21 protein-coding genes and 1 pseudogene are annotated in these 21,647 nt (G+C 45.1%); 16 read left to right on the forward strand and 6 right to left on the reverse strand.

Annotation, left to right across the window (positions count from 1 at the left end):
- The 4 genes from A136_RS03865 to A136_RS03880 are packed head-to-tail and all read left to right on the forward strand — an operon-like array spanning position 1 to position 3,471.
- Complete coding sequence (locus A136_RS03865; protein ID WP_017062541.1) at positions 1-936, forward strand: metal ABC transporter solute-binding protein, Zn/Mn family; 936 nt, start codon at positions 1-3, stop codon at positions 934-936.
- Positions 936-1,670 carry a metal ABC transporter ATP-binding protein gene (locus A136_RS03870; RefSeq protein ID WP_017064556.1) on the forward strand — a complete coding sequence of 245 codons (735 nt, stop codon included), beginning with the start codon at positions 936-938 and terminating at the stop codon, positions 1,668-1,670. The genes A136_RS03865 and A136_RS03870 overlap by 1 nt, the downstream gene beginning before the upstream one ends.
- The gene (locus A136_RS03875; RefSeq protein ID WP_017064557.1) at positions 1,670-2,545 is read left to right on the forward strand and encodes a metal ABC transporter permease; all 876 of its coding nucleotides are present in this window, start codon (positions 1,670-1,672) and stop codon (positions 2,543-2,545) included. Before A136_RS03870 ends, A136_RS03875 begins: the two co-directional genes overlap by 1 nt.
- A 2-nt stretch (positions 2,546-2,547) precedes the next feature.
- Positions 2,548-3,471: an ABC transporter substrate-binding protein gene (locus A136_RS03880; protein ID WP_017064558.1), complete on the forward strand. Its 924-nt coding sequence runs from the start codon at positions 2,548-2,550 to the stop codon at positions 3,469-3,471.
- A gap of 114 nt (positions 3,472-3,585) precedes the next feature.
- Here the strand turns inward: A136_RS03880 and A136_RS03885 are convergent, their stop codons facing one another.
- The gene (locus tag A136_RS03885) at positions 3,586-3,795 is read right to left on the reverse strand and encodes a DUF2986 domain-containing protein (RefSeq protein WP_017060973.1); all 210 of its coding nucleotides are present in this window, start codon (positions 3,793-3,795) and stop codon (positions 3,586-3,588) included.
- 97 nt (positions 3,796-3,892) lie between these two features.
- On the opposite strand from A136_RS03885, the gene A136_RS03890 reads away from it, so the two are divergent.
- Positions 3,893-4,411 carry a GNAT family N-acetyltransferase gene (locus A136_RS03890; protein WP_017064559.1) on the forward strand — a complete coding sequence of 173 codons (519 nt, stop codon included), beginning with the start codon at positions 3,893-3,895 and terminating at the stop codon, positions 4,409-4,411.
- A 3-nt stretch (positions 4,412-4,414) separates the two neighbouring features.
- The gene (locus A136_RS03895) at positions 4,415-4,810 is read left to right on the forward strand and encodes a nitrous oxide-stimulated promoter family protein (protein WP_017064560.1); all 396 of its coding nucleotides are present in this window, start codon (positions 4,415-4,417) and stop codon (positions 4,808-4,810) included.
- Positions 4,811-4,913: 103 nt separating this feature from the next.
- Here the strand turns inward: A136_RS03895 and A136_RS03900 are convergent, their stop codons facing one another.
- Complete coding sequence (locus tag A136_RS03900) at positions 4,914-6,311, reverse strand: MATE family efflux transporter (RefSeq protein WP_017064561.1); 1,398 nt, start codon at positions 6,309-6,311, stop codon at positions 4,914-4,916.
- Between the two features lie 50 nt (positions 6,312-6,361).
- Between A136_RS03900 and A136_RS03905 the strand changes: the two genes are divergently transcribed.
- Positions 6,362-7,255, forward strand: coding sequence for an AraC family transcriptional regulator (locus A136_RS03905; protein ID WP_017064562.1), 894 nt, complete (start codon positions 6,362-6,364; stop codon positions 7,253-7,255).
- Positions 7,256-7,389: 134 nt separating this feature from the next.
- Here the strand turns inward: A136_RS03905 and A136_RS03910 are convergent, their stop codons facing one another.
- Positions 7,390-8,541, reverse strand: coding sequence for an MFS transporter (locus A136_RS03910; protein WP_029235229.1), 1,152 nt, complete (start codon positions 8,539-8,541; stop codon positions 7,390-7,392).
- Between A136_RS03910 and A136_RS03915 the strand changes: the two genes are divergently transcribed.
- Positions 8,513-8,752 carry a hypothetical protein gene (locus A136_RS03915; protein WP_017060129.1) on the forward strand — a complete coding sequence of 80 codons (240 nt, stop codon included), beginning with the start codon at positions 8,513-8,515 and terminating at the stop codon, positions 8,750-8,752. The genes A136_RS03910 and A136_RS03915 overlap by 29 nt on opposite strands.
- Before the next feature lie 57 nt (positions 8,753-8,809).
- On the opposite strand, the gene A136_RS03920 is transcribed toward A136_RS03915, so the two are convergent.
- Positions 8,810-9,835: an AraC family transcriptional regulator gene (locus A136_RS03920; RefSeq protein ID WP_017064564.1), complete on the reverse strand. Its 1,026-nt coding sequence runs from the start codon at positions 9,833-9,835 to the stop codon at positions 8,810-8,812.
- A 369-nt stretch (positions 9,836-10,204) separates the two neighbouring features.
- On the opposite strand from A136_RS03920, the gene A136_RS03925 reads away from it, so the two are divergent.
- Entirely contained in the window at positions 10,205-11,809 is a 1,605-nt protein-coding gene (locus A136_RS03925) for a long-chain-fatty-acid--CoA ligase (protein ID WP_017064565.1), read from the forward strand.
- Positions 11,802-13,480: pseudogene (locus A136_RS03930) on the forward strand (GMC family oxidoreductase). The gene A136_RS03925 and the pseudogene A136_RS03930 overlap by 8 nt, the downstream one beginning before the upstream one ends.
- A 56-nt stretch (positions 13,481-13,536) precedes the next feature.
- On the opposite strand, the gene trxC reads toward A136_RS03930, so the two are convergent.
- Positions 13,537-13,971 carry a thioredoxin TrxC gene (gene trxC, locus A136_RS03935; RefSeq protein WP_017060125.1) on the reverse strand — a complete coding sequence of 145 codons (435 nt, stop codon included), beginning with the start codon at positions 13,969-13,971 and terminating at the stop codon, positions 13,537-13,539.
- A 122-nt stretch (positions 13,972-14,093) separates the two neighbouring features.
- Between trxC and A136_RS03940 the strand changes: the two genes are divergently transcribed.
- From A136_RS03940 to A136_RS03960, 5 genes are all read left to right on the forward strand, one after another.
- Positions 14,094-15,191: a ketoacyl-ACP synthase III gene (locus tag A136_RS03940; RefSeq protein ID WP_017060124.1), complete on the forward strand. Its 1,098-nt coding sequence runs from the start codon at positions 14,094-14,096 to the stop codon at positions 15,189-15,191.
- 22 nt (positions 15,192-15,213) lie between these two features.
- Entirely contained in the window at positions 15,214-15,678 is a 465-nt protein-coding gene (locus A136_RS03945; protein ID WP_029235231.1) for a GNAT family N-acetyltransferase, read from the forward strand.
- Between the two features lie 97 nt (positions 15,679-15,775).
- Positions 15,776-17,008, forward strand: a complete 1,233-nt coding sequence (locus A136_RS03950; RefSeq protein ID WP_017064568.1) for a glycosyltransferase — start codon at positions 15,776-15,778, stop codon at positions 17,006-17,008.
- Positions 17,009-17,210: 202 nt separating this feature from the next.
- Positions 17,211-17,672 (forward strand): YeeE/YedE family protein, encoded by a 462-nt coding sequence (locus tag A136_RS03955; RefSeq protein ID WP_010429747.1) that lies wholly within the window; start codon positions 17,211-17,213, stop codon positions 17,670-17,672.
- Positions 17,672-18,103 (forward strand): YeeE/YedE family protein, encoded by a 432-nt coding sequence (locus tag A136_RS03960; RefSeq protein ID WP_016787649.1) that lies wholly within the window; start codon positions 17,672-17,674, stop codon positions 18,101-18,103. The genes A136_RS03955 and A136_RS03960 overlap by 1 nt, the downstream gene beginning before the upstream one ends.
- Positions 18,104-18,266: 163 nt before the next feature.
- Here A136_RS03960 and A136_RS03965 read toward each other — a convergent pair whose 3' ends face one another.
- The gene (locus tag A136_RS03965) at positions 18,267-19,142 is read right to left on the reverse strand and encodes an endonuclease/exonuclease/phosphatase family protein (protein ID WP_017064569.1); all 876 of its coding nucleotides are present in this window, start codon (positions 19,140-19,142) and stop codon (positions 18,267-18,269) included.
- A 303-nt stretch (positions 19,143-19,445) separates the two neighbouring features.
- Between A136_RS03965 and nrdD the strand changes: the two genes are divergently transcribed.
- Positions 19,446-21,566 carry an anaerobic ribonucleoside-triphosphate reductase gene (gene nrdD, locus A136_RS03970; protein WP_017064570.1) on the forward strand — a complete coding sequence of 707 codons (2,121 nt, stop codon included), beginning with the start codon at positions 19,446-19,448 and terminating at the stop codon, positions 21,564-21,566.
- Positions 21,567-21,647: the final 81 nt, after the last annotated feature.

Here is a 21,647-nt window from a genome sequence, read left to right on the forward strand (position 1 = left end):
ATGCGAATTATGACTCTGTTCATGTCGTTATTAGCGGTGTTCATGGCACCCAATGCATTGGCAAAAGAATATAAGATCGACAGCAACAAGCTGACGATTGGTATCACACTTCAACCTTACTACAGCTACGTGAAAGCCGTGGTAGGTGACAAAGTGAACATTCTTCCTTTGGTTGACGCAGGTTTCAACCCACATAACTACTTACCACAACCCAATGATTTAAAACGATTGAGCCAAATGGATGCAATCGTAGTAAACGGTATTGGTCACGATGACTTTGCGCTTAAAGTGATTTCAGCAGCGCAACGTGATGACTTAGTCGTGATCGAAGCAAACAAAGAAGTGCCTCTACTTCCTGCTCTTGGTCAGTCTGTTGGTCAAGGTGCCGTTAACCCACATACCTTTGTTGGGCTTTCGACAACAATTCAAAAGGTTTACACCATCGCGAGTGAGGTCTCTAAGCTCGACCCTGACAACGCGGCTTTTTATCGTAAGAATGCACGTAAATACGCAAAGCAATTTCGCTTTATGAAGCGCGATGCGATGTTGTCATTAGGTGAGTTAGATACTTCAGGTATGAAGGTGGCGACCACGCACAATGCGTATGGCTACATCCTTCAAGAATTTGGAGTGGATGTTGCGGCGGTGATTGAGCCTGCACACGGTGTTGAACCAAGTGCGAGCCAGTTGCAAGAAACGATCGAAAAGATCCGCGCATCGGGCATTGATGTTCTGTTTTACGAGTTAAACATGCCAAACCGTTTTGTTGACACAATTGAAGCGGAAACAGGCGTTCAGCTTTATCGTTTTTCTCACATGACGCACGGTGAATATGAAGACGATAAAGTCGAAGTTGAGATGAAGAAGAACCTAGAGACGTTAATCGAAGCCATGAAATTTGCGGCGGCGAACCAAGCTAAAAGCGGGAACGCATAATGTTAGGTCCATCAATCTCAATTAATAAACTCGGTCTGCAATACGATAACAACGTAATTCTTGATGATATCTCGCTCGAACTTAAAGCGGGCGAGTGTCATGTGATCATGGGGCCAAACGGTGGCGGTAAAACTTCATTACTGCGCTCTGTGCTTGGCCTTACGCCTTTCTCTGGCCAAATCAATATCCACTGGCCAGAAAAGCAGAGTATTGGTTACGTACCTCAAAAAGCGACCTTCGAGTCTAGCTTGCCTTTGACTGTAATGGACTTCGTACTGCTTAACCAAACACGAATCCCATTGTTTTGGCGTCGTAAATCTAAGCAATTGGATCTTGCACTCGCACAATTAGATCGCGTTGGTATGGTTACTCGTAGCGACCGCCGCATGGGACAGTTATCGGGTGGTGAGCAGCAACGCGTGCTGTTTGCCCAAGCGCTATTAGATAACCCAAGTCTACTGGTGTTGGATGAACCAACCACGGGTATGGACGAGCAGGGCGTTCGTTATCTTGAATCGTTAATTCGTGAATGTGTTAGTGAAGGTCGTACGATCCTTGCGGTACACCACGATGTCACGGCAGTGCGTCGACTCGAAGCGAACGTACATGTTGTGAATCGATTCTTGGTTGATAGTGGCCCACACGAACAAGTCTTACACCCAAGTAAAATCGAGAGCCTGTTCCAGCACTACAGCAGTGGCTCTGCGATGACCAAATCGAAGGAGGTTGCGTAATGGATTGGTTACGACAACTAGCCATTAGTAGCGTGGAAGCGGGCTGGTTATCAGACAGTTTCATGTATGCCTTCATGGTCAATGCTTTGGTTGCAGCGTTACTACTTGGTCCTCTGTTAGGTGGTCTGGGTACTTTGGTGATTGCCAAGCGTCTGGCTTTCTTCTCAGAAGCCGTCGGCCACGCAGCGTTAACCGGTATCGCTATTGGTGTTTTGCTTGGCGAGCCACCAGAAAACCCAATTATTGGTCTGTTTAGCTTCTGTATGATCTTCGCTCTGCTTCTTCACTTTGTAAGAAACAGGACCAACGTTCCATACGATACCTTAGTGGGTGTTTTCCTTGCGCTAGCGTTGGCTGTGGGTGCGGCGTTACTGATGTATGTTGCTCGTAAGATCAATATCCACATGCTTGAAAACGTACTGTTTGGCTCGATTCTTACGGTAACAGACCAAGACTTAGCGATTCTCGCAGGTAGCTGCGCGATCATCATCTTGCTCTTGATACCGACATTCAACCGCATTCTCCTGACTTGTATCAGCCCTGATATAGCTAAGGTTCGTGGTTACAACACCAGCTTTTACGATTACTTGTTTGTCATGATGATCACCTTAGTGACAATTGCAGCGGTGAAGATCGTAGGTGCAGTTCTAGTGGGTGCGTTATTGTTGATTCCAGGTGCGACCGCTCGATTGTTAACTAAACGTATGGGGAGCTTTGTTCTCTTGTCGGCATTACTCGCAACCATCGCATGTTTGGTTGGAACCGTGTTGCCTATGGAACTCAAACTGCCAGTGCCATCGGGCGCTTCAATCATCATTGTTTCTGCAACGTTTTTCCTAGCAGCAACGCTATACCGAATTGTAAGAAAGGCGTAATCATGACTTGTTTAATGAATCGTATCGCTAGCTCAGTAAAAGCAACGGCTCAAGTGAGTGTACTTGGTAGTGTATTAATGGCTGGTTCTTTGATGTCACTGAACGTGAATGCAGAGGACATCCTAACCAGTACACCTGTGACTTATGCATTGGCGACAGAGCTAACCAAAGGCACGGACATTACGACCGAATATCTACCACCTAAGCGCTACGGTATTGACCGTCTGCCGAATTGGTTTGGTACCAAGGGTGCGAGTAAAGTGCTTCAATCGGGTGAAAAGGCGACCGTTGCGGTAACGTTGTCATCGATCTGGCAAGCCGACCCTACGTTTGTATACGCAAGACAAAGCAATATCCGTTTAGTTGAGGTTGATGCCGCTCAAGCGATTACACCGCGTGCACAAGGCGTTGCTGCGCTTACATTGTCGAATGGTGATGTGTCTAAATACGCATGGTTAAACCCGACCAACTTAACACGTATGGCGGCGATTGTGGCTGACGACTTTAAGTTGTTGTGGCCTGCGCAAGCTGAAACGATTGATAGCAACTTACAACGTGTGATGTTGGATGTTCGTGAACTGATCAACAAGCAGCAAGCAGTATTGCTCGACAATGACGTAGATTCAGTATTGTTGCTTTCAGAAAGCTTGGAAGATTTCGCCTCTGGCAGCCAACTGTTTGTTGAAGAACGCATGTTCAAAGCTGAACTGGAATGGACAGAGCAGGACAAAGCCAAGCTTAAAGAGATGTTTTCGGAAGATGATGCTCTATGGTTAGTTACAGCGAAAAAGCCAAGCAACTTGATTAAATCATTGGTACCGAATGAGCGTATCTTGGTAGTGGATTCTGTTGATCGTTGGGGCAGAGCGGGAATCAACGCAAAAGCACCGTTTGCCCGTTGGGAAGTGCAGCCATTCAAAGGCTAACCAGCGCGATTAAAAATGGTAGGATCAAAAAAGCAGCCCAATTTGAGGCTGCTTTTTTGTTCTTGTCTGTTGGCTCTGAAAAGAGTGTCAGACAAGAGGACTGCGAGTATAAACTTACTCTGCAGCTTTTGTCTCTTCAGCTTCAACAGTTGCTTCTACTGAACCTTCAGCTTGCTCTTGAGCTGCTTTCGCTTGTTCTTCAGCTTCCATTTTTGCACGGTCAGCTTTAGAGATGTAGCGAGGCTTGTTGCTACTATGCAGTTTAGAATTCGCCTGTTTCTGCTTCTTTTTTAGAATTTGATTGATTTTTTTCTTACGGTTCATTGCTGCATAGCCTTGTATTTAGTTTAGGCGGTGGAGGATAATCATTTTAGCTCTAGAACTCAATATTTACATGGTATTCAGCAAGGAAAATATCACTATGCAGTCATCAGTCGAGACCGAACGTTTAAGATTAAGAATGATCACACCTCAAGATGCGGCGTTTATTCAACGACTATACAGCTCAGAAGATTTCCTGCGTTACATTGGTGATAAGGAAATCAACGACACTGAAAAGGCTGTCGAGTACATTGAAAACAACATTCTTAAGATGCATGAAGAGAAGGGTGTCTGTTTGTTGATGGTTGAAATCAAAGAAACTTCAACGCCAATTGGTATCTGCGGATTAATAAAAAGAGACACCTTAGCGTCGCATGATATTGGCTACGGGTTTGCTCCTGAGTTTTATGGTCAAGGCTTTGCCCAAGAAGCCGCGGAGGCGATAATTGAACAAGCTAAGCAGAATGCTGATATCGATCATTTAGTTGCCATCACTACCTCTGATAACATTCGAAGTATCACACTACTGACTAAGTTAGGCTTTGTGTTCGAGCGAGTTGAAGATGTGATAAGCGAAAGCGTTAATCTCAACCTGTACGGTTTCTCATTAGGTAATTAAAACATGTTCCAACATAACAATATTCTACAAGGTGAGCTCGCAACGGAGTACAAAACCGTTATTGCGATGGTGCACATCTATTGCAAAGATCACCACGGTGAAGTTCGTCAGAATAACGCGTTATGTGAGGAGTGTGAGCAACTGTTGCGTTACGCCGAAACACGACTGGATAGATGCCCTTATGGTGAAGCCAAACCGACCTGTAATAAGTGTCCGATTCATTGCTATAAGCCCGATCCGAAAGAGCAGATGCGTTTAGTCATGCGCTATGCTGGGCCAAGAATGTTACTCAAGCATCCGATTTTAGCGATCAGACATTTGATACATGAAAAGCGAAAAGTGTCTGAGAAGCCACTGTCGAATGTGTCGAACCGCCATATCCGAATGAATAAGAAGTAACTGGCGTTTAAAAGTGGTTGCTGAAGAAACGAAAAAGGTCTGATTGCGCAGACCTTTTTGATGTAGATACACTTCCATCTCAGCTTGAATCTAGCCAAGTAGCCTATGCCGCTTGAGGCTCGTCATAGGTCACTGTGAGGTTGTTGATCCAGCGTCGGCTTAGGTAACGATGAGAACAAATTGCCAGTTTCACTACTTCTTCCACCAACATCAAACCATAGATGTATTTGAAATCCCATCCAGCGACAAACGCGCCGTAAACACATACTGGAATGCCGACCATCCACATTGCGATGAAGTCCATACGAAGGCAGAACGCATTATCACCACCAGCACGAATAATACCGTTAATGATCACCATGTTGAGCATGCGAATCACGACCGCAAAGCACATGATCATCATCGCAGGTGAAGCAAGCGGGTATAAAGCGTCTTTGGTCAGGTTTAGCCATGACAGAACGTGCTCTTTACCCATAAACAATAGCAAGCCTACAACCGCACCAAAACCAACCACGGCTTTGATGAACGTCAGACCCATACTCATAGCGTCATCAAACTCATCACGACCGAGTGAGTGACCAAGCAACACGGAACACGCTACAGAAATACCAAAGAATATCGAGTAACACAGCGACTCAAAAGGCGCGAGCATAGAGAACACAGCAAGTTCCGTTGTGCCCATGTGACCGAAGATCATTTGGTATGCCATAGTACCCATTGCCCATAACACGGCATTCATCGTTAGTGGCAAAGCAATACGACGGTAAGATAGCCACAATGATGGACGATGTGGTGAGCTAGGCGTGGTTAACAACCAATGTTTACGCATGCGCATGTAGCTATACATCAAGCCGACTTGAATTGCGCGAGCGAGTGTCGTCGCTAGTGCTGCACCTGCTACGCCCATAGCGGGAATACCAAAGGCACCTTTGATTAGAACGAAGTTAAGTGCGATGTTGAGGGCAATCGTGACCGCACCAAGCAATAGTGGTGTTACGGTGTCACCTGATGAGCGCATGCTTGCTTCTACCACGACCACAATGTGAGTCAGCAGAAGGACAGGGAATCCATACCACAGGTAAGTCGCGCCAAGTTCAATCACGGTTTGATCGCTGGTCTGCAACATCATTAAAAACTGAGAACCAAGAGTGATGATTGCAGTAACAGGCAGCAGAACTTTTAAGCCAAACACCATTGCGATAGATGATACCGTTCGCGCGCTTTTTCGGTCGTTCTTTCCCCAGTATTGAGCGACTAATGTTCCGTTTGCTGAGGCCAACCCTGCCATAATCATAATAGCAACGAAGTGCCATTTTGATGCAATTCCCACAGCCGCAGCTGCTTCCATACCATAATCACTGACCATTAATACGTCAGCAAGGGCAAGAATAGCGACAAGCGCACTTTGTAAAGCAACAGGTAAACCCAGTTTAACGATACGAGGTAAGATGCTCTCTGGCTTGTTATTCATAGATGAGTTAGGGTTGATGTTAGTTGTCATAAGCTCTCCGATTTATGGCAGAACTATAGTGATTTGAGCGAAGTAACAACATGTTTAAAAAACAACAAAACCTGTGCGGATCCGTCATTGATTCAATGAGACCAAAATCAACTTGGCATGATGATGTTTTTCTCGCTGAACAGTGCAAAGAACGTTTTTTGACCGTTGAAGATATTCCAGAGATGAAAAGCTTTGGTGTCTATATGGGCGGCATGGCGAAGCTATATGATGGCTACTGGGTTGAGCGCGAATCCGTTAATGTTCATACGTTGATTTTCACTATGGAAGGTGGCGGCATTCTAACAACCGCAACATCGGTCCAAGCGATTACACCTTATACACTCGTGGTGCTTCCTGCTGAAACCCCATTTCGTTTTGAACTCGATCCTCAATATAATTATTGGAAAATGGCGTGGATGCTGACGCCTGACACCAAGCAATGGCAGCACATAGCAAGTTTAGGACAGGGGATTGTGCCTTTTGGAGAGTGTGAGCAGATCTGGTCATTAATGAACTTGGTTTACTTTGAGATAGGCGGTAGAGCCAGTTACCGTAAGTTACTCTTGAGTGAAATTATCCGAACATTGACGGGGTTTGAGCCTAAGTCGACCAGCACCACTGCACGTGTTCAAGCGCTCTATAACGAAATTGAAAGTAGTCTGCATCAGCCATGGACAGTGGCAGGGATGGCTGAAAGAGTGTTTATCAGTGAAGAGCAACTCAATAGAGTCACCAAGACGCTATTCAACCTCTCACCACGCAGTAAATTGATTCAATTACGCATGGACAAAGCCACCAGTCTACTGAAATATCAAGATTGGTCAGTTTCTATGATTGCTAATCGCTTAGGCTACAAAGATCCTTATAACTTTTCGCATCGTTTCAAAAAGCATTTCGGTTTGTCACCCAGTCAATATCGAAAAAGCCATCGACTTCTTGGTTAGCCTTGCACGATGAAATGAGAAGTGTGGGAGAAGAAGGTTACATATAGGTATGAGTTGAAAAGAGCCCTTCGCTTAGACATAAAGTCTGAACTCGGAGCCCTAATGACACGCATCTAGTGTCTGTCTATTTAAGCTTACTCGCCTGCAATCTGTAGGTGAGAGCGCTTTAGGCTAGCAATCAACATGTAGATCGTTGTAGCAAGTAGAGACGCGAACAGGTAAGTGAACAATCCTGCTTGTGAATCCATAAAGCTGTCTGCAACGATTGGTCCCGCAACAGAACCGATGCTGTAGCAAAGTAGCATGATTTGAGTCACTGACACCAAGTAGCTTGGGTCAAGGTTACGGCAACCTAAGTTAATCGCGATTGGGTATAGCGCAAATGTGGCCATGCCTAATACGAACAAGCTCATGCCTAGTACGTAGAAATCGTGATTGATAGTCAGCACACCAATGCTTGCAACCCCTAGCAGGCAGAACAAAGCCATTAATAACACTTGTCCTACGTGGTGAGATAACCAAGTCACCATCGGCTGTACAGCCATACCACCCATGATAACCAAAGCCATCAAACCACCAATGTCTTCGTGTGCAATGTTACGTTGAGCAAGTTCAACTGGCATCAAGCCGTAAATCGCACCTAGCGTTAATCCGGAAACAATGCAGCCAATTAGCGCGCTGTGGCTTAATTTGCTGATCTGCTTTAAAGACAAAGATTGCGCATCGTGGATCTGTGGTGGAGTTGCTTGTCCGTACATCAGCACAATGATCGCACCAAACAGAAGGGTGAACATTGCGATGAAAGGTACGCCACCAGTAATACCTAAGTAACCGATACCAAGCTGACCAACTGCAGAACCGCCGTACAGTGAACACATGTAGATAGCGAGACGTTTTGCGCGTTGTGACTCGTCACCGCTCATTAGCCAAGACTCTACAATCACGAAGATACCTGCAACCGCCACACCAGCCACAAAGCGAGCTAGTAGCCATACTGCTTGGTGTGGGATCAATGGCAATACAAGGATCGTTGCGATGAACACACTCAATGCGATGACGAACGCATCTTTGTGGCCAACACGCGCAATGGCACGTTCAATCAATAATGTACCAGCCAGTAGACCTGCATAGAATGCACTCGCCAACCAACTCGATAGATCTTTGTCTAAGCCATACTCAGACAGCATTAATGGTAATGAACTCATTAAGTAGCCTGAAGCGATCGCGTAAAAAGACAATGCAATAACAGGAACAGTTATGCGAGTTGTTGGTTGGATGTTGTCCAATGCAGGAGCCTCTGATAGTAAAAGAAACGATGAATTTTCCGCGACTATGGGGGAGAAACTGAATTGGGTAAAACAAATAAAAATGGTCGTTAAGATAAAAGAAATTTATCGACCAACTAAACTAAAATACGGTTGCGATATTTGGTGGTTTGGCGAGATTTTATGCGGGCAAAAAGTCGTTAAGCCGTTGTTCATTGGTGGTTTAATTTAGAAAAAGATTGCAGCGTGATTGTCTTTTTATGATTTGGATTGAGTGGGATTTTAAGTGTTAGACCGTTTCTTTACGGTATTGACGTGGCGAGCTTCCACTCCACTTACGAAAGGCATGTCGAAAGTTAGCGCTGTCTGAAAACCCAACGCGCTCAGATATCTCTTCAATGCTCATTTGAGTTGAAGAAAGGTAGTGTCGAGAAAGGTGAAAACGAACGTGGTCCAGTATCTTCTGATAGCTCGTATCCGCTGCTTTCAGGTGACGACGCAGAGTTCGAGAAGACATGCCCAGTTCTGAAGAAATGGATTCTATAGAAGGGTAACATCCTGGCCTTTCAATCAGCATCTGAGAGACTTTCTCTTTGAGGCTACTGGGTGCACTGACTTTTGCCAACATGTCATCACACGATTTTAAGCACATCTGTAAAGTGATGGGGTTGGCGGTAGGAAGAGATGAATACAAGGTGGTTGCGTCGAACTCCCATTCAAGCCGGTCACTATTGAATTCAACCGGGCAGCGGAAAATCTCTGTGTATAGATCGCCGTATTCAGGTTTTGGATAGGGGAAGCGGATCACTTGAGAAGGAAAGGGCTGCTGTAAGACCTCTTCGCACAAACTGTGTATCGCTGCGAACCAGTATTCACAACAAAAGGGCAGTAAAGAATCGAGTTCGATAAGTTGCTCTGCGCGAAAGTAACCAATGTTGTCTTCTACAGACATGGTTTTCCTGAGGACAGGGCCAGCAAGTTGCAGATACTTAAACCCGATTAAAAAGGCATCGAGTAGTGTTTCGCTGCTAAACACCGCATAACCGAGCACGCCGAAATCGCTGAACCTCGCTTGTTGGCCAACTTTAAGCCCCAATCCGTCTTCGTTGGAATTCGCTAACGCATTACTGAACACAGCAAGCTTTTGCGCCAAAGTGATGTGTGTATCGGGTGTGTTGAGTTGGAGAGCATCGATGTTACTGCCTTCGAGCAACTCTTCGATACTGAGAACAGGCGACAGGTAACGATGCAGCAACTGAAGATCCAGAATGCCGAATGCTTGCATGTCGGGTTCGTAAACTGCGGTGTATTCCATAAGCTGCCTCTTGTTGAATATCGATATCTTAACCGAACTTTTAACATTTACGCCTGTTGCTTGTTCTCACTTTCGCAAGCTTGTTCCAAATTTTGGTTTATGTGTGCAAGGTTTTATTGGGCTAGCGCAGGCTGTGTCCGAATATCACCGGTTTTTGTCTTTTTGAAACCTGTTCGAAATGTTATCGAAATGTTGTAATTTATTGGGCTGCACATTGGAGCGTCTCAAACATTTTGCTCAATAACGACTCTTATCTACATGACACACCAATGTGCAGGCTCGTGATGACAAGAAAGAGACTTATTACAACGATTAGAACGTCTACGGTGACCGTCACAAACAGGTCTAAGCCGCACAAGGAGATCATGGATGCACAATCTTGCTGTTAATTTGGAGCGTAGCGCTTCGCTTTTTCCAACTAAAGCCGCTCTGCGTATGGGATCGGATGAAATCAGTTTTTCTCAGTTAGAACAACTTTCTGGAAACGTGGCTGCTAACTTGAAAAGACTTGGGTTGCAGAACGGAGATAAGGTAGCGTTGTCATGCCCGAACGTGACTTACTTTCCGATAGCCTATTACGGGATTCTAAAAGCGGGTTGTGTAGTCGTGCCTTTGAACGTGCTATTCAAGGCCAGAGAGATCGCTTATCACCTTAATGACTCTAACGCGAAGGCCTATTTATGTTTTGACGGCAGTGAAGAGCTTCCAATTGGTCGCTATGGTTTACAAGGTTTTGAGCAGGCAAACCACTGTGAACACTTTGTCGAGATGCCTATCCCAACAAACACAGACACTACTTTAGAAAGTAATGAGGAGCATGAATCAATCGCTGATTGGTTGGCACAACCTTTTACTCCTTTTGAGTCTGTGGCTTGTCATGGCGATGATACCGCTGTGATCCTTTATACCTCTGGCACGACGGGTCAACCAAAAGGGGCTGAGCTTTCCCACACCAACATGCAAACCAATGCGATGTCGTCACAGTATCTAATGAGATTGGAGTACAGCGACACCACAATGGCTACACTGCCTTTATTCCATAGCTTCGGTCAGACGGTGATGATGAACGCGAGTGTGCTAACAGGGTCCACCATGGTGTTGATTCCTCGTTTTGAACCGTTATTGGTTATTGAACAGATCATTAGCCATAAAGTCAGCGTGTTTGCGGGTGTTCCTACTATGTATATCGCGCTATTAAAGGCGGGAGAAGAGTCTTCTGATAGTTTAGAAAACACAAGCAAACGCTCTGAACAGGTTAAACACAGCTTGAGGTTAGGTGTTTCTGGCGGTGCTTCTATGCCGCTTGAGGTTATACGACAGTTTGAATCTCGTTTTGAATTACCAGTCTTAGAAGGTTATGGGCTCTCGGAAACGGCGCCGGTTGCGACCTTTAATCATATTGATGGCGATCGTTTATCGGGTAGTGTCGGTCAGCCTTTATGTGGCCACCTCATCAAGATTACTGATATACAAGGCAACTCTGTCGCTATGGGTGAACTCGGCGAAGTCTGCATTAAAAGCCCAAGTGTGATGAAAGGCTATTATCAAAGGCCAGAGGCGACAGCTGAATCTATTCGTGATGGTTGGTTCTTAACGGGAGATATCGGTCGCGTCGATGAGCATGGCAATTTGTTCATTGTTGACCGTGTTAAAGACATGATTATTCGTGGTGGGTACAACGTTTATCCACGTGAAGTCGAAGAAGTGTTGATGTGTCACCCCGATGTCGAAATGGTCGCGGTGGTAGGCGAGCATCATGAACATTTAGGCGAGGAGATCCACGCGCATGTGGTTCTTCACGAACATACGCAATGTGATAGTGCCGCCTTGATAGCATGGTGTCGTGAGCAACTCGCCGACTACAAATACCCGCGTAAGGTATTCATTCGTAAAGCCTTACCCATGACAGCAACCGGAAAAATCTTGAAGCGTGAGTTACACCCACTAGAAATAGCGGAGATGGCAAATGGATAGTTATGATTTATTATTGTTGGCGGTGGTTCAGCTGGGTGTGTGATGGCTTCTCGGCTGTCGGAAGATCCTGATGTGACGGTTTGCTTGTTAGAAGCGGGTGGTAAAGACACCAGCCCATTCATTCACACACCCGTTGGCGTGGTGGCGATGATGCCAACCAAACTCAATAATTGGGCATTCGAAACGGTTGAACAGCCGGGTTTGAACGGTCGTAAAGGCTATCAGCCTAGAGGTAAGACACTTGGCGGTTCTAGCTCTATCAATGCCATGATGTACGCTCGTGGACATCGCTATGACTACGATAGATGGGAAAGCTTGGGCAATGCTGGCTGGAACTATGAATCCTGTTTGCCTTACTTTAAGAAAGCAGAAAACAACGAAGTCCACCAAGATGAGTTCCATGGCCAAGGTGGTCCTCTTAATGTGGCCAATCTTAGATCGCCAAGCCCTATGTTGGAACGTTATTTAACGGCGTGTGAATCGATAGGTGTACCTCGCAATGAGGATATTAACGGCGCTGCTCAGTTTGGGGCGATGCCGACGCAGGTAACACAGTTGAATGGCGAACGATGCAGTGCTGCTAAGGCTTACTTAACGCCAAACCTTTCACGATCGAACCTCACGGTCGTGACTAAAGCCACCACACATAAGGTCTTATTTGAAGGAAAGAAAGCGGTTGGCGTTGAATATGGATCTAACGGCAAGCGTTATCAGATCCAATGCAACAAAGAGGTGATTCTATCTGCTGGCGCGTTTGGTTCTCCGCAATTGCTACTACTGTCTGGTGTCGGTGCTCAAACTGAACTAGAGGTGCATGGCATCGAACAAGTTCATGAATTACCTGGAGTGGGCAAGAACCTTCAAGATCATATCGACTTAGTACATTCGTATAAATGCAGTGAAAAGCGTGAAACTTTTGGTATCTCGCTGCAAATGGCCTCTGAAATGACCAAAGCCTTACCATTATGGCACAAAGAACGCCGCGGTAAAATGAGCAGTAATTTTGCAGAGGGAATAGGCTTTCTCTGTTCCGAAGATCATATCGCTGTACCGGATTTAGAGTTTGTATTTGTGGTCGCTGTTGTAGATGACCATGCTAGAAAAATTCATACCAGTCATGGCTTTACCTCTCATGTCACCTTATTGCGACCGAAGAGCTACGGCACCGTAACGCTCAATAGTAATGATCCCTATGATCCGCCTAAGATCGATCCTGCGTTTTTCAGTCATCCTGAAGACATGGAGATCATGATTAAGGGCTGGAAGAAGCAGTATCAAATGTTAGAGAGTTCCGCGTTTGATGATATCCGAGGCAATGCTTTCTACCCTGTGGACGCCAGTGATGACAAGGCTATCGAGCAAGATATTCGCAATCGTGCAGACACTCAGTATCACCCGATCGGGACCTGTAAAATGGGACCTAGTAGCGATTCTTTAGCTGTGGTAGATAAAGATCTCAAAGTTTATGGATTGGATAATTTGAGAGTCATTGATGCTTCTGTGATGCCGACACTGATTGGGGCAAACACCAATGCACCAACCATTATGATTGCTGAGAAAGTCGCAGATCAAATCAAACAGCAATACGGGTTTGGCAAGCAAGAATCTAATATTCAAGCGAAAGGCGAATCTGTAGTTTTATTCAAGAAGTTAAGTGATAACCATAAATAAAACAGTAGGTTAGATAGTCTTGATTTGGTAAGACTCTCTAACCTATTTTTTTGTGCTTACTTAGTTAGTGCTTGATTAAGCCACTGGTCAAATTGACCTTTTGGCAGTGCACCGTTAATCGTATCAACACGTTGACCGTTCTTGAACACCATCACCGTTGGGATGCTTCTGATTTGATACATAGCCGCCAGTTGCTGTTGAGCTTCGGTATCAATTTTAACAAATCGAACATCGCCAGCGCGCTCTTTAGCGACATCGCTGAACACAGGTGCGAAACCTACACATGGGTTGCACCATGTCGCCCAAAAATCGACAACGACAGGCTGTGAACTGTTCAAAATTGATTGGAAATTCAGTGACGTACCTTCGATTGGTGCACCGTCTAGAAGTGCGTTTTTGCACTTACCACAAGTAGGGCTTTCTGAAATTCTTTCTGAAGGAACTCGGTTTACGCCACCGCAAGAAGGGCAACGTGTGTTGAATGTAGACATAACTTTCTCTTTTTATTGCGTCTCCGTGCCTAACGCGATTTACGAATCATGTACGGAACGCTTATACTGTTTAAAACAAGAATAAGATACTCAAATAAAAACAAACAATAAACAGGTAAATGATGACAAAATTTTACGCTGAAATTACGGGCTGGGGAAAGTGTCTGCCACCAGCCGTGCTATCCAATGATGATTTAAGCACTTTCATTGATACGTCTGACGAGTGGATTCGTACTCGAACTGGTATCGAAAATCGTCGTATCAGTCATGTAAATACCTCTGAGCTAGCGACCGTTGCTGCTCAACATGCAATGGCGTGTGCTGGTTTAACAGCCGAAGATATCGATCTTGTGATCGTAGCGACGTGCAGTCCAGACTCTCTTATTCCAAATACCGCGTCTAAAGTTCAACAGAACTTAGGCATCAAGAGCGCAGCAGCTTTTGACCTTAATGCAGCGTGTACAGGCTTTATCTACGGTGTTGAAACAGCAACTCGATTGATTCAAGCGGGCAACTACCGCAATGCGATCGTTGTGGGTGCAGAGCGTCTTTCATTCTTCATCGACTGGACCAAGCGTGATACTGCGGTTCTATTCGGTGATGGCGCTGGCGCTGTGGTTTTATCGCGTACTGAAGAACAAGTGGGTTTACAAGAAGCTCAAATCGGTTGTGACGCAGAGGGCCGTGACATTCTAGCAGTACCAAAATTCGGTACGTCTATGGACCGCTTTGCTGCTGATAACGGTTACTGGGATTTTGATTTCGTTGGTAAAGAGATCTTCAAGCGTGCAGTGAAAGGAATGGGCGCTGCAGCACATACAGTATTGAGTCGCACTGGCATCTCAACTGAAAACATCGATGTTGTGATTCCGCACCAAGCGAACATCCGAATTATTCAAACTCTGTGTGATATGGCGGGCATTGAACGTGAGAAAGCGTTTGTGAACATTCAAAACTATGGCAACACGTCGGCTGCGACTGTGCCAATTGCATTGTGTGAATCGTTAGAGCAAGGCTTTGTTAAACCGAACTCAAACATCCTTGTGGCGGCATTCGGTGCCGGTTTAACTTGGGGGGCAGGCCATATTAAGTGGGGTAGCCGTGTTGATCCGTTAGGTCAATCGGACGCTAAGCTTCCAGAAGCAGATAGCTCGGCATTAGAACTTCTAGAGAGAGCCATTTTACACTGTAAAACGCGTCCTAATTCTGAGAATGAGTAGCAGCATGGCGCAAGTTCGTTTTATGACAGAAGCCGACCTCGATGGAGCGGCTTTAGTTCACCAAGCTACTTTTGTTCGACAGCAAAACTCAAAAAATTGGTTACAATGTAACTTAAATGCTGCGCCACGCTTTCTTAACTTTGTTGCTGAAAGCGATGGCGAGATTGTCGGCTACATTATTTGGGTTCAAAAGAGTGGGTTTAGGCCTGAAGCTGTTTTGGAGCTAGAACAACTTGCTGTGTTACCGAGTGCTCAGGGACAAGGATTGGGCAAAAAGCTGATTCTAGACTCTTTGCCTCAAGTGAAGCAGAAGCTATCAGAGCAGGGCTCGACACTAAAACATGTATTAGTGACCACCAGAGCAGATAACTTTGCACAAAAGCTCTATCAGTCGACATTGGGCGCTAAAGTCGAAACCACGATTTCAAACTTTTACTCAGCCGATGAAGTTCTTATGATAGCTCGCAATGTAGGTGAACGAATCTGATCGCTGAGTTCTTAGAACCATTATTATCAGCGGCATAACTCGATTAACGTTTTATTAGGGGCTTCTGTGGCCCTTTTGTTATTTCTTAGGAAGTATTTTGAAGAAAGTTTTAGCAATTGGCTACGTTTGGCCAGAACCGAATTCATCGGCGGCTGGCAGCCATATGATGTCTCTTTTACGTCTATTTAAGAGACAAGGTTGGTCAGTTGAATTTGCAACACCCGCTCAAGAAACCGAGCACATGATTGATCTCTCTGAAGAGGGCATCACAAGCCAATCTATACAGTTAAATTGCGATAGCTTTGACGATTACATTGAAGAGCTGCAGCCCGATGTTGTGATGTTTGACCGTTTTATGATGGAAGAGCAATTCGGCTGGCGCGTCGAGAAGGTATGTCCCAATGCCTTTAAGCTACTGGATACTGAAGATTTACAATTCCTACGCAATGCTCGACATGAAGCTGTTAAGAAAGAGACAGAGTTAACGAAAGAGCACCTGTACAGTGACTTGGCGAAACGTGAAATCGCTGCAATCCTGCGCTGTGATCTTTCGTTGATCATCTCAAGTTACGAGATGGAATTGCTCCAATCTGAGTTCAATATCGATCCAAAACTATTACATCACCTGCCGTTCATGGTTGATCTCAACACGTTGCCTGAAAGTACGAAAAGCTTTGAAGAACGTAAGCATTTCATGACGATAGGTAATTTTAGACATGCGCCTAACTGGGATGCAGTGCTTCAGTTACAGAAGATTTGGCCGAAGATTCGTAAACAGTTACCTGACACTGAACTTCATATTTATGGATCGTATCCGCCGCCAAAAGCAACCGCTTTGCATAACCCTAAAACTGGCTTCCATATCAAAGGTTGGGCGATAGACGCTCAAGAAGTGATGGAGCAGGCTCGTGTGTGTGTTGCACCTTTACGATTTGGCGCAGGCATTAAAGGCAAGTTACTTGATGCGATGAAGCTACAGACTCCGAACGTGACCAGTGAAATCGGCAGCGAAGGCATGTTGCCACAAGGAGAACTGCAATGGCCAGGTGCGGTTGCTGATGATATCGACGAATTTGTTGAAGCTGCAGTTGCCCTTTATAAAGATGAAGAGAAGTGGCTTAAGGCACAAAGCCGATGTCATTCAATCCTTGAAGCGCACTACGAGCAGAATAAACTGGGCGACACATTGATTGAGCGATTGATTGCGTTAGAGTCGGATCTTGAATCTCATCGACTGGATAACTTCTTTGGTTCGATGCTCAAACACCACAGCATGGCGAGCACTAAGTACATGTCGCAATGGATTGCTGAGAAGAACAAGGTCAAATAGCTGTTCTTTACCAAAGACAGAATAAATCTTAAGCCCTTAGGTTAACACCTAGGGGCTTTTTTCATGCAGGGCGCTTGTTAATTCCAGACTTACAAAACGACACATACTCGCAGTACATTAGCATTGACTAATTTATATTTATTAGTAAAATCTAATTTATAGGTTGTTATGAGTTTATGATGTTTGTGGATAGGAGAGGTTTGTGCTTAGTTTGATTCCTTGGGATGCTTTTTTCGGCGGCATGTTGTTAGGCGTGTCGGCCATTGTTTTAATGTTGGGGATTGGTCGAGTTGCTGGCATTAGTGGCATTGTCAGCCGATTATTGCCAACTGGCACCAGCAACAAAGAACGTAAAGATGCGGATACAGCAAACACCGAAAAACACTGGCGTATCGCCTTTGTTGTGGGAATGGTCGCAAGTGGTTGGCTATTAATTCCGACGGGCTACCAACTTCCGCAGTTAGAAGAGATGAATCTCGCTTTAGTGATTATTGCTGGCCTTCTGGTGGGCTTTGGTACTAAAACAGCGAACGGTTGTACTAGCGGGCATGGCATTGTCGGAATGGCGCGTTTATCTAAACGTTCTATTGTTGCGACCTGTGTATTTATGGGTGTGGCAATCGTAACCGTGTTTATCAAGAATCTGACTGGCTTGGGGGCATAATGAAAAACGCTTCATTTACTATCGTTATCGGTTTGGTCGCAGGTATTCTTTTTGGCTCTGGCATGATCATCTCAGGGATGGTTGATCCTGAGAAGGTACTCGGCTTCTTAGACATTACCGGTAACTGGGACATTAGTTTGGCATTCGTCATGGGTGGCGCGCTATTGGTCTTTGCACCGTTTTATCATCTGGTCATTAAAAAGCGCGCTAAAGCCATCAATGGCGAGCCGTTAGATAGCCGTAACAATCCGTTGATAGACAGAAAGCTGATTCTTGGATCTACAGCGTTTGGCTTAGGCTGGGGGATTGCAGGCTTTTGCCCAGGCCCTGCGGTAACCAGCCTAAGTGGCGGCAACCCGACGGTGTGGGTGTTTATGATAAGCATGCTGGTGGGAATGTGGCTGGCGGATCGTATGAACAAAACGTGTTAGTAGCAAGCTTATAGCTGATTACATTGGCTTTGACGTTATCCGTTCTGAGCTGACCAAGCATAGAGGTTGACTCGCTTTCAGCACGAAAGTCAGTCAGCCTCTTTCTATATTTACTGTTTCTATTATTTTCAGTTATCTACAATCTGCTGTTATCTAAAATCTACTATTTAATAGTCGTTGAAACTGGACAGTGGTCGCTGAGTTTGTAGTCCAGAACATCTTGTGTTTCAAATACCTTCTGCTTTGCAGGAGAAGCATTTAGCGACTCACTCACCACAATATGATCAATAACAGAGCGGAACTGATGTGTGCGATAATTGTTGCGGTTAGAGCGTACCTTACAATCTGCACGGGTCTTTCGTGTCGCTAACTGCGCATCAGTATATTGTGATAACTCTTTCCACATCCAATCTCGTGAGTAAGCGAGGTTATGGTTAAAGTCGCCAAGAATGGCGTAGTCTTCGTTATTGCGCTCTCTTTGCTTTATCCACTTGTTCAGTTGCTGAGCTTGCTCTTTTAAACGAGAGCAATCGCGGTTGGACTTATACGCTCCGCTACAACCTGCCTTTAAATGCACAGACAACATGTGAATGGGTTTAAAGTTTGTTTCTACAACGATATAGCTGGCAAACCTAAGTTTACTGTTGGATGTGGTTTCAAGCGGAAAGTCAGCGTAGTCGGTGAGGGCTACTCCTTTACGAACTGCAAATCCCGTGTATTGGTTCACTTCTTTAAATTGGCGGTTGCTGTTCTTAGATAGCGCCCGGTCAGACATCAATATCTTGTATTGATCACCAGCCACACGCTGAATGGCATTTACGTTATCGACTTCTTGAAACGCAACCACGTCTGCGTCTAAGGATTGAAAATAAGTTGCGAGTTTGTCGAAATCAGCTTGATCACGTTTGTCAGAAAACTTATTCACAGCCTCGTTGGTTGATAACCATTCGATATTCCAACTGGATATGGTCAAAGGTTCAGCAAATGTCTGGCTACTGAGTAAGCAGCCTAACATTATCCAGTTTTGAAGTCGTTTCATGCCAAATATCCCTAATTTTGTCTGCCAATATTGATGAGCCGTTATCCTACAACACTTACCAAAAATTCAACTCTTTTTAGGAGTTTTTTTATTGTTACATTGTTTCTTTTCGACTTGAGAACTAGCGTAATAATATTGAATTGATCTTAGTCAGCGTTCTCTTTTTATTGATCCAAATCAATACTCAAAGTTGGTGGTTCTCGTTAAATACGCCACAATATCTAGTGTTAGTTAAACGATAAATCGCTCTATATAGTGTGTTTGTGGATAAGTCTGTGAATACCTCAAGAGTAAGGAGAAGTGGTGAAATCAATCGTAATCAAGCGTGATGGCTCAAGAGCTCCATTCAGTAGAGATCGCATCCAAGCTGCAGTGGAAGCAGCATCAGACAAAGCCGATAAGGAAATTGCTATTTATGCACTGAATGTGGCATTAGCAGTTGAGTTGAAGCTCGAAGACTACGATGAAGTTCATATCTCTGAAATTCAAACCATGGTCGAGAACGAGCTAATGCAGGGACCATACAAGTCTCTGGCTCGTGCCTACATTGAATATCGTCATGACCGCGACATCGCCCGTGAGAAGCAAAGCGCTTTAACTCGTGAGATCGAAGGTTTGATCGAAGAAAGCAACGTTGATCTAATCAATGAAAACGCGAACAAAGATGGCAAAGTAATCCCAACTCAGCGTGACCTGCTGGCGGGTATCGTGGCTAAACACTATGCGAAAACTCACATTTTGCCACGTGATATCGTACATGCTCACGAATGTGGTGATATTCACTACCACGATCTAGACTACGCACCGTTCTTCCCAATGTTTAACTGCATGCTTATCGATCTGAAAGGCATGTTAACGCATGGCTTCAAGATGGGTAACGCGGAAATCGACACACCTAAGTCTATTTCTACGGCGACAGCGGTAACCGCGCAGATCATCGCGCAAGTGGCGAGTCACATCTACGGCGGCACAACGATTAACCGCATCGATGAGGTTCTTGAACCTTACGTTATGGCGAGCTACGAGAAGCACTTATCGCTAGCGAAAGAGTGGGACATTCATAGCCCAGAAGCTTTTGCTATCTCTCGCACAGAGAAAGAGTGTTACGACGCGTTCCAATCTCTGGAGTACGAAGTAAACACGCTGCACACCGCTAATGGTCAAACACCATTCGTGACGTTTGGTTTTGGTTTAGGTGAAAGCTGGGGCTCGAAATTGATTCAGCAATCAATCTTGAAAAACCGCATTGCAGGTTTGGGTAAGAACCGTAAAACAGCCGTGTTCCCTAAACTGGTATTTGCGATCAAAGATGGTTTGAACCACCAGAAGCAAGATCCAAACTACGACATCAAGCAATTAGCGCTAGAGTGTGCGTCTAAGCGTATGTACCCAGACATTCTTAACTACGACAAAGTAGTAGAAGTGACAGGGTCATTTAAAACTCCTATGGGTTGTCGTAGCTTCTTGAATACTTACGAAGAAAATGGTGAGTTGATTCACGAAGGCCGTAACAACTTAGGTGTTGTTAGCTTGAACTTGCCACGTATTGCGATTAACGCAAAACAAGATATGGCTAAGTTCTACGAACTGCTTGATGATAAACTGAAGCTGGCTCGTCGCGCTTTAGAAACTCGTATTTCTCGTCTAGAAAACGTGAAAGCACGTGTTGCTCCAATCCTTTACATGGAAGGTGCTTGTGGCGTTCGATTGAAAGCGGACGACTCTATTGCTGATATCTTCAAGAACGGCCGTGCTTCTGTTTCTCTTGGCTACATTGGTATCCACGAAGCAATGACTGCGCTTTACGGCACAGACGTTCACCTGTATGACGACGGCGAAATGCGTGCTAAAGCGCTTGAGCTGGTGGAATACATGAAGCGTGAAGTGGAATCTTGGACCAAAGAAACAGGTTACGCGTTCAGCCTATACGGCACACCAAGTGAAAACCTATGTAGTCGTTTCTGCAGCATCGACACCAAAGAGTTTGGTGTGATTGATGGCGTAACAGACCGTGGTTATTACACCAACAGCTTTCACTTAGACGTGCAGAAGAAAGTGAACCCATACGACAAGATCGATTTTGAGATGCCTTATCCTGAAATCTCTAGTGGTGGTTTCATCTGTTACGGTGAGTTCCCGAACATGCAGAAGAACATCGAAGCACTAGAAAACGTATGGGACTACAGCTACACACGTGTTCCTTACTACGGTACAAATACGCCGATTGATGAGTGCTACGAATGTGGTTACAACGGTGAATTTGACTGTACTAGTAAGGGCTTTACGTGTCCTAAGTGTGGCAACCACGACTCAACCAAAGTATCGGTAACACGCCGTGTTTGTGGTTACCTTGGTAGCCCAGATGCACGACCATTTAACTTCGGTAAGCAAGAAGAAGTTAAACGCCGAGTGAAGCATCTTTAGTAAGCTCTAAGATTATTAGCTAGCTTATTTAGAAGAGCTACGTTTCAAGAAATATGATTGGTATCGGCGTTATGTCGATAC

Source organism: Vibrio crassostreae 9ZC13 (genome assembly GCF_000272045.2).
Taxonomy (GTDB): domain Bacteria; phylum Pseudomonadota; class Gammaproteobacteria; order Enterobacterales; family Vibrionaceae; genus Vibrio; species Vibrio crassostreae_C.